The sequence below is a fragment of the Klebsiella sp. CN_Kp100 genome, from assembly GCF_040065315.1.
Lineage (GTDB): Bacteria > Pseudomonadota > Gammaproteobacteria > Enterobacterales > Enterobacteriaceae > Klebsiella > Klebsiella oxytoca.
Map to the genome: position 1 here is coordinate 1 of NZ_JBEAIJ010000056.1, position 16509 is coordinate 16509.

Genomic DNA, 16509 nt, shown 5'->3' on the forward strand with positions numbered 1-16509 from the left:
TCAGTCTGGCACTTTGATGCCGTAAGGGGGAGGTGTCCATCACATCGGGCTACAGGTTCATCGCCGTCTGTGGGCCGGTAGCCCGGACAGATGCGCAGCATCGCCTCCGGGGAATTCAGCCGCACTGTTCTCTACAAGGGGTATTCTGCGCGCTGCTCCCGGGGGCGGCGCTTAACGCGCCTTGCCCGGGCTACAGGTTCATCGCCGATTGCAGTGTGGTAGCCCTGACAGATGCGCAGCATCGCCTCCGGGGCATTCAACCACTCTGTTCTCTGCAAGGGATATTCTGCGCGCTGCTCCCGGGCTACAGGTTCATCGCCGTCTGTGGGAGATACCCGGACAAGGCGCGCCAGCGCCGCAATCCGGGACAAACAACAGGAAAATTATTCGATACCTTTGCTGCGCAGATAATCTTCGTAGTTACCGGTGAAGTCCACAACGCGCTCCGGCGTAATTTCAATCACTCGGGTCGCCAGCGAGCTTACAAACTCACGGTCGTGGGAAACGAAAATCAGCGTGCCCTGATACATCTCCAGCGCCATGTTCAGCGATTCGATCGATTCCATATCCAGGTGGTTGGTGGGTTCATCCATCACCAGAATATTCGGTTTTTGCATCATCAGCTTACCGAAAAGCATACGGCCTTTTTCGCCCCCGGAGAGTACTTTCGCCGGCTTCTTGATATCGTCCTGGCTGAACAGCAGTCGACCAAGGATGCTGCGCACCGCCTGCTCATCGTCGCTTTCCTGTTTCCACTGGCTCATCCACTCAAATACCGTCAGATCGTTTTCAAATTCATATTCATGATCCTGCGCGTAGTAGCCAATCTGCGCATTCTCAGACCATTTAACGGTACCGTTGTCCGGCGCCAGATCGCCGACCAGGGTTTTCAGCATCGTGGATTTACCCACGCCGTTGGCGCCCAGAATCGCAACCTTCTCTCCCACTTCCAGCAGCAGGTTGAAGTTTTTAAACAGCGGGCCGTTATCAAAACCTTTAGCCAGCGCTTCCACTTCCAGGGCGTTACGGAACAGCTTCTTATCCTGCTCAAAGCGAATGAACGGGTTCTGGCGGCTGGACGCTTTCACTTCGTCCAGCTTGATTTTGTCAATCTGACGGGCGCGCGAGGTCGCCTGGCGAGATTTAGAGGCGTTAGCGCTAAAACGGCTGACGAAAGATTGCAGGTCGGCGATCTGCGCTTTTTTCTTGGCGTTGTCAGCCAGCAGACGTTCGCGCGCCTGGGTCGCCGCGGTCATGTATTCATCGTAGTTGCCAGGATAAACGCGCAGTTCGCCGTAATCCAGATCCGCCATGTGGGTACAGACCATATTCAGAAAGTGACGGTCGTGCGAAATGATGATCATGGTGCTATCGCGGTCGTTGAGCGTCTGCTCCAGCCAGCGGATGGTGTCGATGTCCAGGTTGTTCGTCGGTTCGTCGAGCAGCAGAATGTCCGGGTTAGAAAACAGCGCCTGCGCCAGCAGCACGCGCAGCTTCCAGCCGGGAGCGACTTCGCTCATCGGGCCGTAATGCTGTTCTACCGGGATCCCCACGCCGAGCAGCAGCTCGCCGGCGCGCGCCTCAGCGGAATAGCCGTCCATCTCGCCATATAGCACTTCAAGGTCAGCCACTTTGTAGCCGTCCTCTTCGCTCATCTCCGCCAGGGAGTAGATGCGATCGCGCTCCTGCTTCACTTCCCACAGCTCGCCGTGGCCCATAATCACCGTATCCAGCACGCTGAACTCTTCAAACGCAAACTGATCCTGGCGCAGCTTACCGATACGCTCGTTCGGATCGAGGGAGACGTTGCCCAGCGTCGGCTCAAGATCGCCGCCGAGGATCTTCATAAAGGTCGATTTACCGCTACCGTTGGCGCCAATCAGGCCGTAACGATTGCCGCCGCCAAATTTGACGGAAATGTTTTCGAACAGCGGCTTACTGCCGAACTGCATGGTGACGTTGCTGGATACTAGCACGGGGTTATCCTGAAAATAGAGAATGAGAAGTGTGATGAACCAGACATTATGCCAGCAAATGCTTCACTTTTCACGGGCCGTTATAAAATCATCACTGCCGCCTGTGTTAGGGTCGTTGTCACCTTGCGCGGTTATACTACTCAGTGCGTAATTTTTTACCCTAATCTGGAAGGAACCTATGACCACAATCTCCCGCCATCCGGCCTTCTTATCGCTGCAGGGCGGTATCAACTTTCGTGACCTGGGCGGCCAGCGTACCGCCGACGGCCGCCGCGTGCGGTCGGGGAAGCTTTTCCGCTCCGGCTCGCTGCATATGATGACGACCGCTGACTTAACCCACCTGGACGCTATCCCGCTCAGCCGGGTGATAGATTATCGCGATCCGGGAGAAGTGCATCGCAGCCCCGATAAGCTGAACGAAACGGCCCACTATCTCAACGCCCCGGCGAATCCGCACGTTCGCGACGTCAACGCTAAAGTCACCGAGCTCAGCGCCGCCACGCTCAACGCCCTTAACGGCGAGCAGTTTATGCTGGAGCTCTATCGCCAGCTGCCGTTCAACAACGCCGCTTATCGCCAGCTGGCCGGTTGGCTGATGGAACCCTTCGACGGCGCGCTGCTGCAGCACTGCGCGGTGGGCAAAGACCGCACCGGCGTTGGCTGCGCATTGACGCTGTTCGCCCTCGGCTGCGATCGCCATACGGTGATGGAAGAGTACCTGCTGACCCAGGGCATGCTGACTGAGGTCGAGAATTTCATGCTCGATTCCCTCGGCGATGAACTGACCGCGCGCGGCCGGCAGAACCTGGCGGAAATCATGACGGTTCATGAGTCTTATCTTGCTGCCGCGCTTTCTCAAATCGACGACCGCTACGCCAGCGTCGATGCCTGGCTGGAGAAAGAGTATCAGCTTACGCCGCAGGCGCGTGAAGCGCTCCAGTCGCGGCTTCTGGAGGGGTAATCCCCTCCCGTTTTCAGGCGGCAGGGCCAGCGTTGACGGGCTACACTCTCGGTCACAGGAAAAAAATGTGATTTCGTACACATCTCATTTACCTGTTTGGCGGAAAGCACATATAATGCGCTCCCATCGACTCCCTGTTTAAACTGACAAAGGCCTGTGCGGCATTAACATCGCCCACGACATAAAGATTATGAAATTATCAACACTCTTCGCGGCAGCCTTCGCCATCGTGGGCTTTTGCAACACAGCTTCTGCTGTAACTTATCCTCTGCCCACCGACGGCAGCCGTCTGATTGGTCAGAACCAGGTGATCACCATTCCGGAAGGCAACAAGCAGCCGCTGGAATACTTCGCCGCCGAATACCAGATGGGTTTATCCAACATGCTGGAAGCCAACCCGGGCGTGGACACCTTCCTGCCGAAAGGCGGCACCGTGCTAAACATCCCGCAGCAGCTGATTCTGCCGGACACCGTGCATGAAGGTATCGTCATCAACAGTGCGGAAATGCGCCTCTACTACTACCCGAAAGGCACCAACACCGTTATCGTGTTGCCGATCGGTATCGGCCAGTTAGGTAAAGACACGCCGGTCAACTGGGTCACCAAAGTTGAGCGTAAAAAAGCCGGTCCGACCTGGACCCCTACCGCCAAAATGCATGCGGAATACCGCGCGGCTGGCGAACCGCTGCCAGCGGTTGTTCCGGCCGGTCCTGATAACCCGATGGGCCTGTACGCCCTGTATATCGGCCGCCTGTACGCCATTCACGGCACCAACGCCAACTTTGGTATCGGCCTGCGCGTCAGCCACGGCTGCGTGCGTCTGCGTAACGACGACATCAAATTCCTGTTCGAAAACGTGCCGGTCGGCACCCGCGTTGAGTTTATCGATGAGCCGGTAAAAGCGACGACTGAGCCAGACGGCAGCCGCTTCATTGAAGTTCACAACCCGCTGTCCACGACCGAAGAGCAGTTCCAGGGCGGTGAAATCGTGCCGATTAATCTGACCAAATCAGTGCAGGCGATTACCAGCCAGACTGACGTAGACCAGAGCGTGCTCGATCAGGCGATTCAGAACCGTTCCGGTATGCCGGTGCGTCTGAACTAAACGCGCATAATGCAGAGAGTGGCGGGCCCGGTGCCCGCCATTTTTTTAACCGTTATTGACCAGAATGATTCCGCCGTGATCGTAGCGATAGTGGCAATGGGCATACTCCAGCGGCGTACCATCCTCCAGATAGATCACCTGTTCCACCTCCAGCACCGGGTCGGTCGCTTCGCAGTTGAGATGTTCTCTGTCCAGCGCCTGCGGTTTCATCGCCCGCACCACCCGATACGAGCCCATCATTTTAAGCCCCAGCGTCTCCTGTACGTAGCGAAACACCGAGCTTTGCAGAATCGTTTTATTCAGGCCGGGCACCAGCGCAACGGGCATCACGGTGAGATCCAGCGATACGGGCTCCTCATTGAGCAACCGCAGACGGACGAAATCATAGACCGGGGCATCGGCGTCAATCAGCAACGAGCTTTGCTCTTTTTCCGTAGGGAAACGCAGCTCGAAGCGAATCACCCGGCTGGTGACTTCCCCTAAATGTTCCCAGGTTTTGGTGGCGCCAAAATAGTCGCTGCCGGGTAGCTCCCACTGCGAAAGCTGGAGGAAATTTTTGCGCACGAAGGTCCCCTGCCCCTTACGGGTGTAGATAAGGCCTTCGACAATCAGCTGGCGCATCGCCTGTTGAATGGTCATCCTGCTGGTGCTGAACTCTGCCGCCAGGGCGAACTGATCGGGTAACGGCGCGCTGGCGGGATACTGGCGGCTGATAATACGTTTTTTGATTTCCCGCGCGATACTCAGATATTTGGCCGTCATTCCCCGATCCTTTTACGTGACTGATTGTGGCTGGCGGGCAGAATATACCATCTGCCCGCGCGAGGCGCCGCTACATCTCTGCGCCATGACTATGGATGACCCGTTTCAGCCAGGCATAGCTTTTCTTCGGTACGCGCTTAAGGTCCTTGAGGTCGTGGTTTTCCCGGTTCACGTAGACAACTCCGTAGCGTTTACGCATATCGCCCTGCGAACTGAGGATATCGATCAACCCCCAGCCCAGGTAGCCAATCACCTGCGCGCCATCGTCAAATATCGCCTCTTTCATGGCGTTGATATGGTCGCGATGATAGGCAATGCGGTAGTCGTCAGCCACCTGGTTTACGCCGTCCCAGGACTCAATCACCCCAATGCCGTTTTCTATCGGGAACACCGGCAGACGCCAGTCGTTGTAGTAGCGGGTAATAATGGTGCGAAAGCCCAGCGGATCAATCTGCCAGCCCCACTCGGTGGCCTCCAGATAGTCATTCTTTTTATCGCCAAACTGCATGTAATAGTTGACCGGCGTGCCCGGCGGGATCGGGTCGCTATCCAGCGCTTTGCTGGCATAGTAGCTAAAGGCCAGATAGTCGATTTTAACCTGCGCCATCAGCGTCAGATCCTCTGCGCGGTAGATATCCTCCAGGCCTTCGCGGGCGACCACGTGCATGACCTCAGGGCTGTAGCCCTCCCCGGCAAAGGCGCGCAGCAGGTTCTGGTTTAAAAATTCGTCCAGCTGCTGGGCGCAAAGAATATCGCGCGGTTTGCAGGTGGCGGGATAGACCAGCGCATGGGCCAGCATCCCGCCCATCAGACACTGCGGCTTAGCCTGGTGCAGATACTGCGTCAGATGAACGTGGGCCATCATCACGTGATGCTGGATCTGATACAGCTCGCGCAGGGTCTTCTCGCCGCGCATATAGCCTGAAATCAGAAACGCGTCCGGCATATGGTAAAGATTCTGCTCATTAAAGGTCAGCCACCACTTCACCTTGTCGCCAAAGCAGTCGATCATCTTCTGCCCGTAACGAATAAAGGCCTCCATTACCCGACGGTCGGTAAAACCATTAAAGCGTTCAGCCAGCGACAGCGGCATATCGAAGTGATACAGGCAAATCATCGGCTCAATGCCGCGGGCAATTAACTCGTCGATAAACTGGTGATAGAAAGCAATACCTTCTTCATTGAACTCACCGTCGCCTTCCGGGCAAACGCGGCTCCAGGCAATCTGGAAGCGGTAACAGTTCATGCCCAAATCCTGCATCAGGTCGAAATCTTCCCGATAGCGATGGTAGGAGTCGGTCGCCACCTTCCAGTCGGAAGCAAATTCCGCCGGCTGACGAATATCGTAAACCGACATCCCTTTTCCGCCCTCATTCCACGCCCCTTCGGTTTGCATACTGGAAACCGAGTTACCCCATAAAAAATCTGCCGGCAGTGTTCTGTTCATCTCTCGCCCCTATGACTAGTCATATAATTTTCATGACTAGTCATATAAACGAATTTTCATTAGCAGGCAAAGTCGAGGATCGTTTTTTGTGAGCGCCACGGATAAAAAAAGCCGGATCGCGACGCGGGCGATCCGGCTTAGAGGAAAAGAAATTACTGCTGTGCGAGCTGATTACGGCGATATTCGCCCTGACGCTCCAGCATCCAGCCCGGATATTCCCGCGGCAGCGCGCTGACCGCATCAAGCCGCGACAGTTCATCCTCGTTCAGGGCAATGCGGGTCGCCGCCAGATTATCGGTAAGCTGTTCGACCCGCTTCGCGCCAATAATCACGCTGCTCACCGCCGGCTGGTGCAGCAGCCAGGCCAGCGCGATTTGCGCCACCGAAACGCCCTTCGCCTCGGCAATCTCGCGCATCACATCAATACAGTCAAAAGCCCGCTCTCTGTTCACCGGCGGGAAATCAAACTCCTGACGACGGCCGCCGCTCGCCGACTGCCCATCGCGATCGTACTTACCGCTGAGCAGACCTCCCGCCAGCGGGCTCCAGACCATCAGGCCCAGCCCTTCGCTCTGCATCATTGGCACCAGCTCGCGCTCCAGATCGCGCCCGGCAAGCGTGTAGTAAGCCTGCAAAGAGGCAAAGCGCGCCAGCCCAAGGCGTTCGGAAATGCCCAGCGCTTTCACTATTTGCCATGCCGCCCAGTTCGATACCCCGATATAGCGGACGTGGCCGTGCTGCACCAGATTATCCAGCGCATACAGCGTCTCTTCGATCGGAGTCGCAGGATCGAAACCATGAAGCTGATAGAGATCGATATGATCGAGCTGCAGACGACGCAGGCTCTCTTTGACGCTGCTGATAATGTGATAGCGCGAACTGCCGCGCGAGTTCACGCCTGCAGTGCCGGTTTCGCCAAAGACTTTAGTCGCCACCACCACGTTTTCACGCGGCACTTTCAGATTCTTTAGCGCCTGGCCGGTAATCTCTTCCGAGCGTCCTTCTGAATAGACATCAGCGGTGTCGATGAAGTTAATGCCCGCATCCAGCGCGTTGCCCACCAGCTGCTCTGCCTCCGCCTGGCGCAGCTGCCCCACTTTCCCCCACAGGCCGCCTTCACCACCGAAGGTCATGGTGCCCAGGCACAGCTCAGAGACAAAAAGGCCGGTATGACCCAATTTTTGATAACGCATAGGACTCTCCTTCAATCAGGGTGATTCACTGCCGTGAAGAGAGTTATACCCCGGAAAAGGAGAACGCGAATGTGGCGTTTCTGTCCGTTTCTTGCCCAATTCTCTGAATATCAGAGCTGCAGCAGGCCGTATCCCACCAGCGCCGCCCACAGCAGCATGGGGAGCGAATAGAGATGGAAGCGCCACCAGATGCGACGATCGCCAGCCATGCGCAGCGCAATCAGGTTTGCCAGGGAGCCCGGCAGCAGGCCAAATCCGCCGACGTTAACCGCCCAGGCCAGCAGCGCCGATGGTGGAACGTAGTTGAGCAGTAAAATAGTTGCCGGAACGTTGCTGATAAACTGCGACAGACCAATCGTGGTCAGCCACAACCCTCCCGCCGAGAGCTGGCCAACGCCGTTGAGCGCATGCTGTAGAACGGGGAGCTGGGTCAAGAGGTGAACATCGATAAACATCGCCATAAACACCAGCAGTAGCGTCCAGTCGACGTTAACGATCACCGCCCGCGCGAGCAGCAGGAAACCCAGCGCGATCAGCGCCAGTCCCCACAGCTCCTGTTTTAGCTCCAGGGCGGTCAAAAAGACGACATAGAACGCCAGGCAGCTCCAGACCAGCTTTGGCCGCCAGGAGGGCGCCCTGTCGCTGCTCTGATAATTGAGATGCCTGGGGGGGAAACAGAACCAGCACAGCGCCAGCAGTGTCATCATCATCGCTGCTGCCAGCGGCAGCATCTGGCCGATAAAGGCCGGGAATGAGAGGCCGGAGCGCCCCCATAGCAGGATATTTTGCGGATTACCGATAGGGTTAACAACGACCCGGCGTTCACCGCCAGCGCTTCGAAAATGATTAACCGGCTGGTCGGAATAGCGCACCATTTTTTCAGGGTCAGCGTGAGCGGCACAACGATAAACAGCGCCACATCGTTGGTTAAGAAGGTAGATAGCAGCGCGGCCGCCAGCACCATAAATATGGCCAGCTGGCGCTCGGTGACGAAGCGGCGCGCCATTTTGCGCCCTATTACGTCAAAATAGCCGCTCAGTTCAATGCCTTTGGTCAGTAGCATCAGTCCGCTAAGGGTGATAATCGTATGCCAGTCAATGGCGTGTAGCCAGCCTGCAGGGGCAAACGGTACAAAGAAGCTTAAAACAACGCCGACAACCAGCAGCAGGTGTAGAAAGCGGTCGCGGATCAGCGACTGAACAAAGACGAGGTTCATTCTCCCGATGACCCCTGCTTGAGGGTAAACTGTTTAAACATCGCCAGCGTCTCTTCGCTGACGTGGTGCTCCATACCTTCGGCGTCGCGACGCGCAATCTCCGGGCTAACGCCAATCACCAGTAAAAAGTTTTCCACGATCTGGTGACGTTCGCGGCTTTCATGCGCCAGCTTCTCGCCTTCAGGCGTTAAAAAGATCCCCCGCCAGGGGATCTGTTCGATCAGCCCAACGCTGGCCAGCCTTTTTAACATTTTTGCAACTGTTGGCTGCGACACCCCAAGCCGCGCGGCCATATCCACCTGGCGGGCTTCGCCCACTTCCATTATCAGATCGGAAATCAGCTCCACGTAGTCATCAATCAACTCCCGACGATGCGCCTCGCGCACCTGACGAAATCCCTCAACGTGTTCTTCGACATTCACTAGCTGCGTCACTTTTTTTGTTATTGGCTTACCTGCGCGACGGTTCATTGTGCTTCCTCATTCCTGTGACGCATCAAGCATCATATAAAAGGATCCCCATTGTAATGGATCGCGCACAGAGAACAAAAAATTAACGTTTTAGCCATAGCTATAAAATATAGCCTGTGCTATATCTGTATGTAATACACACATCCTTCAAGGAGCGAAGGACGAAGTTACAGGAGGTCGATATGAATGAATTCAAGAGGTGCTTAAACGTGTTTACCCATTCTCCTTTTAAAGTGCGGTTAATGCTTGTCGGGATGCTGTGCGATCTGATCAACGGCAAACCGCAGCAGGATAAACCCAACAACTAATGCGGCGTCGCGGTACGCCGCTTCATTTTTCTGCCACAAATTCCTGCCACACTGGCTGATTACTCAGCGCTTCAGCGACTTTTTTCAAGTTTTGTAAGCTTTCTCCCAAAACAATCCGTTATGGACTGTTGACCTTACCATTTGCAAGCCCTATCTTTTGTCAGCCCTGCCACTACTGCGGCTCGCAGAGACCCTCTTCACGCACTGTCCAGCAGGTTTTACCCCTTGATGCCAGGGGATACACATGGCTCTTTTTGATTGTTTACTATGAATGTCACGCTGAAAGAAACGCTGGTCGCCCGCAGGCCGGTACTGAACCCATGGACAGGATTCTACTTTTTACAATCGCTGTTTATTAACCTGGCGCTGGGCTATGAGTTTAGCCTGCTCTATACCGTTGCTTTTACCTGCGTGCTGCATCTGCTGTGGCGGAGCTTTCCGCGCGCGCAAAAAGTGGTCGTTGGCGTCTATTCACTGCTGGCGGCCATGTACTATCCGTTTGGCCAGGCCTACGGCGCGCCGAATTTCAACACGCTGCTGGCGCTGCACGCCACGAACATCGAAGAGTCCACCGAAATCCTCACCATTTTCCCGTGGTACAGCTATCTGCTGGCCGTGTTTATCTTTGCGCTCGGGGTGATTGCCGTGCGCCGCAAACCGGAAGCGCCGGCGCGCTGGGGGAAAACAGATACGCTGGGACTGCTGTTCTGCATCGCTATTTTCTTTCTGCAACCGGTGCAAAACCTTGCCTGGGGCGGCGTCTTTAAGGTCATCGATACCGGCTACCCTGCCGTCCGCTTCGTTAAAGATGTGGTGGTGAATAATAGTGAAGTACTGGATGAGCAGGCGCGGATGGCGCAGCTGGCGAATATGAAAGACAGCTGGCACGTGCTGGCGGTAAAGCCAAAGTATCATCTGTACGTGGTGGTTATCGGAGAGAGCGCGCGCCGTGATGCGCTCGGTGCCTTTGGCGGCCACTGGGACAATACGCCGTTCGCCAGCTCGGTCAAAGGCTATTTATTCAACGACTATATCGCCGCCAGCGGTTCAACGCAGAAATCCCTCGGATTAACCCTGAACCGGGTGGTCGATGACAAACCGCAGTTTCAGGATAACTTTGTCACCCTCGCCAACCGTGCCGGTTTTCAGACCTGGTGGTTCTCAAATCAGGGGCAAATTGGTGAATATGATACGGCGATTGCCAGTATCGCCAAACGCGCAGACGAAGTTCAGTTCCTTAAAAACGGCGATTTTGAGGCCAACAAAAACACTCAGGATGAGCAGCTATTAAAGCTGACCGCGCAGGTGCTTGCCACCCGCCGTACCCAGCCGCAGCTAATCGTCCTGCATTTGATGGGCTCACACCCGCAGGCCTGCGATCGCACCAAAGGCAAATACGCCGTTTTCGTGCAGTCGAAAGAGACCTCCTGCTATCTCTACACCATGACGCAAACCGATACGCTGTTGAGCAATCTTTATACTCAGCTACAAAATTCGGGGGAAACCTTCTCGATGACCTATTTTTCCGATCACGGTCTGGCCTTTAAGGAGCGCGGGAAAGAGGTGCAGTATCTGGCACACGACGATAAGTACCAGCAGAATTTCCAGGTGCCGTTTATGGTGATCTCCAGCGATGATAAAGCGCATAAGATCATTAAAGCGCGACGTTCCGCCAACGACTTTCTCAGCTTCTTTTCGCAGTGGACCGGTATCAGCGCTCAGGAGATCACCCCGCGCTATCGCTTTATCTCAGAGCAGAAGGCTGGCCCTATCTACATCACCAACTTCCAGCTGAAGAAGGTCGACTACACCCATCTGGGGACCGACGCGTTCACCGTCAATTAACACGGTTGCGTGAACCGCAGGCAAAAAAAATCCGCCCCTTGAGGCGGATTTTTTATATCACCGAAGTGATTAGAAGCGGTAACCTACGCCAGCGATCCAGGTGCCAACGTCAACGTTACGAATGCGAGACTGCTCGTAGGAGAAGTCCAGAGCAACGTTTTCGATCGGGTTGAACTGCAGGCCAGCACCGTAAGAGAAACCGTAGTCGCTCATGTCAGTTTTGTTCGGGTAGCTGTTGTTCTGGAATTTACCGTAACCAACACCTACTACGCCGTAGATGCTTGCCCAGTCATTCAGACGGTAAGCCGGACCTGCGGTGATGCCGTAGTACTGGCCTTTTTTGTAAACGCCAGACTCAGAACGATCTTTCTCGGTGTAGGTGAAAGAACCGATAACACCCAGCGGGTTGTTGTCTTGCTCGTAGCGGTACTTCAGGTTGAAACCGCCTGCTTTGTTAGCTTCGCCCTGCATGTCGCTCTGAGCGTAACCACCGGTAACGGTAGAAGTCGCAGCGAAAGCAGTGGTGCCTACGGATGCAGCCAGAACAACGGCCAGTGCTGAAAAACGTGCAATTTTATTCATAACCACCTCAAATGTGTTTCTAATAAGTCCTAAGTCTTAAATATAACAAAAACTTTTGGGAAACTCTTTTCACTTTACATTGTCTAACGTACTTTTTCATGTAACTAAAGGTTTCTACGTTTCTATAACAAACTGGAAAACAAACCTTTTTTACAAATATAGACCTATTAAGGCCTATAAAGCACCCGACGTGTATCCAGATTATTCCTAATCTTCTGGTGAATTTATCTTCGCCCCCGCGCTATTGTACTGCTTTCACTCCCCTTTTTTTCAACAATAGCTCAACCGGCGCGGGGTAATTCATTTACACTGGAACCTTTACCGCATTTGACAAAATTGACAGGAGAAAGGATGCCCGGCTCGTCCCGTAAAGTACCGGCATGGTTGCCGATACTGGTTATTTTAATCGCCATGATTTCCATTCAGAGTGGCGCATCGCTGGCCAAATCACTGTTTCCGCTCGTCGGCGCGCCCGGCGTTACCGCCCTGCGCCTGGCTCTCGGTACCTTCATCCTGGTGGTTATTTTCAAACCCTGGCGTCTTCGCTTTGCGCCGGAGCAGCGTCTGCCGCTACTCTTCTATGGCCTGTCGCTGGGCGCGATGAACTACCTGTTCTATTTATCAATTCAGCGCATTCCGCTAGGCGTTGCCGTCGCGCTGGAATTTACCGGCCCCCTGGCGGTGGCGCTCTTTGGCTCCCGCCGCCCGCTGGATTTCGTCTGGGTAGCGCTGGCGGTGCTTGGACTCTGGTTTCTGCTGCCGCTGGGGCAAAGCGTTGCCCAGATCGATCCCATCGGCGCGCTGCTGGCGCTTGGCGCCGGCGCCTGCTGGGCGGTCTACATTCTCACCGGCCAGCGCGCCGGGGAAGAGCATGGTCCTGCCACGGTCGCCATGGGATCGCTGATTGCTGCGGTGGTCTTCGTGCCGATGGGGATGATTCAGGCCAGCGATACGCTATTTCAGTGGGGACTATTGTTACCAGGCCTTGGGATCGCCATTTTATCCACTGCTCTGCCCTATTCTCTGGAGATGGTGGCCCTCACCCGCATGCCCAGCAAGACCTTTGGCACCCTGATGAGCATGGAGCCCGCTTTGGCCGCGCTTTCCGGCATGGTGTTTCTTGGTGAAACGCTAACTGCAACCCAGACCCTGGCGCTCGGGGCGATCATTCTGGCATCAATGGGCTCGACGCTGACAATGCGCCGGGAGACAAAAATTCAGAAAGTCGACATCAGTTAAAGAACAGGCCCTGAGCAAGAAAACCAGTCAGGGCCTTTGATTCATAAAGATTTTTGCCAATCCAACAGCCCTGCGCTATCAGACCGATAGAGACTACCGCCGCTGCAAAGCTCAAATCCGTTGCTATACTTAATTCCGCAAGTTATTGGGATGAGACGCTCCGAATAATTCGAATTTGAAGTATGACGAGTACAAATATCAAGAGGATATGACATTATGAGTACCGCAAAACTGGTTAAAACTAAAGCAACGAATCTGCTCTATACCCGTAACGACGTCGCAGATAGCGCGAAGAAAGCGACCGTTGAGCTGCTGAATCGCCAGGTGATCCAGTTCATTGACCTGTCTCTGATTACTAAACAGGCTCACTGGAATATGCGCGGTGCAAACTTCATTGCCGTTCATGAGATGCTGGACGGCTTCCGCACCGCGCTCGTCAACCACCTTGATACCATGGCTGAACGTGCCGTCCAGCTTGGCGGCGTGGCGCTGGGTACCACTCAGGTCATCAACAGCAAGAGCCCGCTGAAAAGCTATCCGCTGGATATCCATAGCGTCCAGGACCACCTGAAAGAGCTGGCCGACCGCTATGCCATCGTCGCCAACGATGTGCGTAAAGCCATCGACGAAGCAAAAGATGAAGATACCGCTGATATCTTTACCGCCGCTTCCCGCGACCTGGATCAGTTCCTGTGGTTCATCGAAGCGAATATCGAGTAAGCCAACTGCCGTCAGCCACGCTGGCGGCTTTTTTATTTCTTTTCCCCACGCCCCGCCGCGCACCACATTAGTGCATGAGATTGGTCAAAATACGCGCCAAAGTAAATCAATTGTAATAATCACCTCACACAATCGTTACATCAAGATTGTTTTAACATCAGGGTTTGCGTTAAAAATGCTCTTGTTATGCGATACGCTTATGACGCACCAAAATAGCGCCCCATATCGGTGCATTTAACGTTATCCCTTATCAAAATCGTGCAGCAGGAATTATCCTGGTTGTTATAAAACAACAGGTTGTAAAACTGGCATGATTTTTTCATAAGGCAACTCGTTCTCGCAGGGGATCGTCCCGTGGATATAAAAGGAAATGCTATGAAGTCTGTATTTAAAGTTTCACTGGCTGCACTGACCCTGGCTTTTGCGGTTTCTTCTCACGCCGCTGATAAAAAACTGGTTGTCGCTACCGACACGGCGTTTGTTCCGTTCGAATTTAAACAGGGCGATAAGTACGTCGGTTTCGACGTTGACCTGTGGGCTGCCATCGCAAAAGAGCTGAAGCTTGACTACACCCTGAAGCCAATGGACTTCAGCGGTATTATTCCGGCGCTGCAAACGAAAAACATCGACCTCGCGCTGGCGGGGATCACTATCACTGACGAGCGTAAAAAAGCCATCGACTTCTCTGACGGCTACTACAAAAGCGGTCTTCTGGTGATGGTGAACGCAAATAATAACGAAATTAAGGATGTCAAAGACCTGAACGGTAAAGTGGTTGCCGTGAAGGGCGGTACCGGCTCGGTAGATTACGCGAAAGCCAATATCAAAACCAAAGATCTGCGCCAGTTCCCGAACATCGATAATGCCTATATGGAACTCGGTACCGGGCGCGCCGATGCGGTTCTGCACGATACGCCAAACATCCTTTACTTCATCAAAACCGCAGGTAACGGTAAGTTCAAAGCGGTAGGCGACTCGCTGGAAGCGCAAAACTACGGTATCGCTTTCCCGAAAGGTAGCGACGAGCTGCGTGAAAAAGTGAACGGCGCGCTGAAAACTCTGCGTGAAAACGGCACTTATAACGAAATTTATAAAAAATGGTTCGGTACTGAACCTAAATAATAATTAGCGATGCTCTCTTCCAGGCCTGCTGTGGTCTGGTAGACCTGGAGCTTTCCGGGCTACCCGTCAGCAGGCCTGAATAGTTTTCTCAGAGGAATTTCCTCTGTTTTCGACACGGTAACAGGAACATATTATGCAGTTTGACTGGAGTGCCATCTGGCCCGCCATCCCCATTTTGCTGGAAGGCGCCAAAATGACGCTGTGGATTTCGGTCCTCGGCCTGGTCGGCGGTCTGATAATCGGTTTGGTAGCCGGTTTCGCCCGCTGTTTCGGCGGCTGGATTGCCAACCACATTGCGCTGGTCTTTATTGAAATCATCCGCGGCACCCCGATTGTGGTGCAGGTCATGTTCATCTACTTCGCTCTGCCGATGGCCTTTAGCGATTTACGTATCGACCCGTTCTCCGCGGCGGTAGTCACCATTATGATCAACTCTGGCGCCTATATTGCGGAAATTACCCGCGGCGCGGTGCTGTCGATTCACAAAGGCTTCCGGGAAGCCGGCCTCGCCCTGGGTCTTTCTCGTCGCGAAACTATTCGCTACGTAATCCTGCCGCTGGCGCTGCGCCGTATGCTGCCGCCGCTGGGCAACCAGTGGATTATCAGCATTAAAGACACCTCGCTGTTTATTGTCATCGGCGTAGCCGAGCTGACCCGCCAGGGCCAGGAAATTATTGCCGGTAACTTCCGCGCGCTGGAGATCTGGAGCGCCGTTGCGGTTATCTATCTGATCATCACCCTGGTGCTGAGCTTTGTTCTGCGTCGTCTTGAAAGAAGGATGAAAATCCTGTGATTGAATTTAAAAACGTTTCCAAGCACTTTGGCCCAACCAAAGTGCTGCATGATATCGATCTGAAGATCAACCAGGGCGAAGTCGTGGTGATTATCGGGCCGTCCGGCTCCGGTAAATCGACCCTGCTGCGCTGTATTAACAAACTCGAAGAGATTACCAGCGGCGAGCTGATCGTCGATGGTCTGAAGGTCAACGACCCGAAGGTTGATGAGCGGCTGATTCGCCAGGAAGCCGGGATGGTGTTCCAGCAGTTTTATCTGTTCCCGCACCTGACCGCGCTGGAAAACGTGATGTTTGGCCCGCTGCGCGTACGCGGCGCCAATAAAGCGGCGGCGGAAAAACTGGCGAAGGATCTGCTGGCGAAAGTGGGCCTCGCGGAACGCGCTCACCACTACCCTTCCGAGCTTTCAGGCGGCCAGCAGCAGCGCGTAGCTATTGCCCGGGCGCTGGCGGTTAAACCTAAAATGATGCTTTTTGATGAGCCAACTTCCGCGCTCGATCCCGAACTGCGTCATGAAGTACTGAAAGTGATGCAGGATCTGGCTGAAGAAGGCATGACCATGGTCATCGTCACCCACGAAATCGGCTTCGCCGAAAAAGTGGCTTCCCGCCTGATCTTTATCGATAAAGGGCGCATTGCCGAAGATGGCGATCCGCAGGTGCTGGTCAACAACCCGCCAAGCCCGCGTCTGCAGGAGTTTTTACAGCACGTCGCCTGACCCTGCCCGGCTCTCCCTTCGCGGGAGAGCCGCTTTCCAGAATCATCCCAA

General features: G+C 54.5%; 15 protein-coding genes and 1 pseudogene. 9 read left to right on the plus strand and 7 right to left on the minus strand.

The annotated features are described in order from the left end of the window. Nucleotides 1-383: 383 nt before the first annotated feature. Complete coding sequence (locus tag ABLV12_RS24250; protein WP_016808105.1) at nt 384-1976, minus strand: ABC-F family ATPase; 1593 nt, start codon at nt 1974-1976, stop codon at nt 384-386. A 178-nt stretch (nt 1977-2154) separates the two neighbouring features. On the opposite strand from ABLV12_RS24250, the gene ABLV12_RS24255 reads away from it, so the two are divergent. Together ABLV12_RS24255 and ldtB are read left to right on the plus strand one after the other, a co-directional pair. Then, complete coding sequence (locus ABLV12_RS24255) at nt 2155-2937, plus strand: tyrosine-protein phosphatase (RefSeq protein WP_004100507.1); 783 nt, start codon at nt 2155-2157, stop codon at nt 2935-2937. Nucleotides 2938-3127: 190 nt separating this feature from the next. Then, nucleotides 3128-4042: a L,D-transpeptidase gene (gene ldtB, locus ABLV12_RS24260; RefSeq protein ID WP_004100506.1), complete on the plus strand. Its 915-nt coding sequence runs from the start codon at nt 3128-3130 to the stop codon at nt 4040-4042. Nucleotides 4043-4087: 45 nt separating this feature from the next. Here ldtB and ABLV12_RS24265 read toward each other — a convergent pair whose 3' ends face one another. The 5 genes and pseudogenes from ABLV12_RS24265 to mntR all read right to left on the minus strand — a co-directional run bounded on the left by ABLV12_RS24265 (nt 4088) and on the right by mntR (nt 9130). Then, nucleotides 4088-4804, minus strand: a complete 717-nt coding sequence (locus tag ABLV12_RS24265; RefSeq protein WP_004100505.1) for a GntR family transcriptional regulator — start codon at nt 4802-4804, stop codon at nt 4088-4090. A gap of 70 nt (nt 4805-4874) precedes the next feature. Beyond that, nucleotides 4875-6251: a glycoside hydrolase family 1 protein gene (locus ABLV12_RS24270; RefSeq protein ID WP_047720116.1), complete on the minus strand. Its 1377-nt coding sequence runs from the start codon at nt 6249-6251 to the stop codon at nt 4875-4877. 152 nt (nt 6252-6403) lie between these two features. Beyond that, on the minus strand, nt 6404-7444 hold the full coding sequence (locus tag ABLV12_RS24275) for an aldo/keto reductase (protein ID WP_064397550.1): 1041 nt from the start codon (nt 7442-7444) through the stop codon (nt 6404-6406). A 110-nt stretch (nt 7445-7554) separates the two neighbouring features. Beyond that, nucleotides 7555-8660 (minus strand): annotated as a pseudogene (locus ABLV12_RS24280) (anion transporter). Continuing rightward, entirely contained in the window at nt 8657-9130 is a 474-nt protein-coding gene (gene mntR / locus ABLV12_RS24285; RefSeq protein ID WP_004100501.1) for a manganese-binding transcriptional regulator MntR, read from the minus strand. Before mntR ends, ABLV12_RS24280 begins: the two are co-directional and overlap by 4 nt. Before the next feature lie 182 nt (nt 9131-9312). On the opposite strand from mntR, the gene mntS reads away from it, so the two are divergent. Both mntS and ABLV12_RS24295 read left to right on the plus strand, forming a co-directional pair. Beyond that, complete coding sequence (mntS, locus tag ABLV12_RS24290) at nt 9313-9438, plus strand: manganase accumulation protein MntS (protein WP_004100500.1); 126 nt, start codon at nt 9313-9315, stop codon at nt 9436-9438. A 267-nt stretch (nt 9439-9705) separates the two neighbouring features. After that, nucleotides 9706-11283 (plus strand): phosphoethanolamine transferase, encoded by a 1578-nt coding sequence (locus ABLV12_RS24295; protein WP_004100499.1) that lies wholly within the window; start codon nt 9706-9708, stop codon nt 11281-11283. 69 nt (nt 11284-11352) lie between these two features. Here the strand turns inward: ABLV12_RS24295 and ompX are convergent, their stop codons facing one another. Further along, nucleotides 11353-11865: an outer membrane protein OmpX gene (ompX, locus tag ABLV12_RS24300; RefSeq protein WP_004100497.1), complete on the minus strand. Its 513-nt coding sequence runs from the start codon at nt 11863-11865 to the stop codon at nt 11353-11355. Between the two features lie 351 nt (nt 11866-12216). Here ompX and rhtA point away from each other — a divergent pair, with 351 nt between their 5' ends. From rhtA to glnQ, 5 genes are all read left to right on the plus strand, one after another. Beyond that, the gene (rhtA, locus tag ABLV12_RS24305; protein WP_004100495.1) at nt 12217-13104 is read left to right on the plus strand and encodes a threonine/homoserine exporter RhtA; all 888 of its coding nucleotides are present in this window, start codon (nt 12217-12219) and stop codon (nt 13102-13104) included. 216 nt (nt 13105-13320) lie between these two features. Continuing rightward, nucleotides 13321-13824 (plus strand): DNA starvation/stationary phase protection protein Dps, encoded by a 504-nt coding sequence (dps, locus tag ABLV12_RS24310; protein ID WP_004100493.1) that lies wholly within the window; start codon nt 13321-13323, stop codon nt 13822-13824. Nucleotides 13825-14199: 375 nt separating this feature from the next. Further along, entirely contained in the window at nt 14200-14946 is a 747-nt protein-coding gene (gene glnH / locus ABLV12_RS24315; RefSeq protein ID WP_004100491.1) for a glutamine ABC transporter substrate-binding protein GlnH, read from the plus strand. Nucleotides 14947-15079: 133 nt separating this feature from the next. Next, complete coding sequence (glnP, locus tag ABLV12_RS24320; protein WP_004100490.1) at nt 15080-15739, plus strand: glutamine ABC transporter permease GlnP; 660 nt, start codon at nt 15080-15082, stop codon at nt 15737-15739. Further along, nucleotides 15736-16458, plus strand: a complete 723-nt coding sequence (gene glnQ, locus ABLV12_RS24325; protein ID WP_049121241.1) for a glutamine ABC transporter ATP-binding protein GlnQ — start codon at nt 15736-15738, stop codon at nt 16456-16458. The genes glnP and glnQ overlap by 4 nt, the downstream gene beginning before the upstream one ends. The last annotated feature ends 51 nt before the right edge of the window (nt 16459-16509 follow it).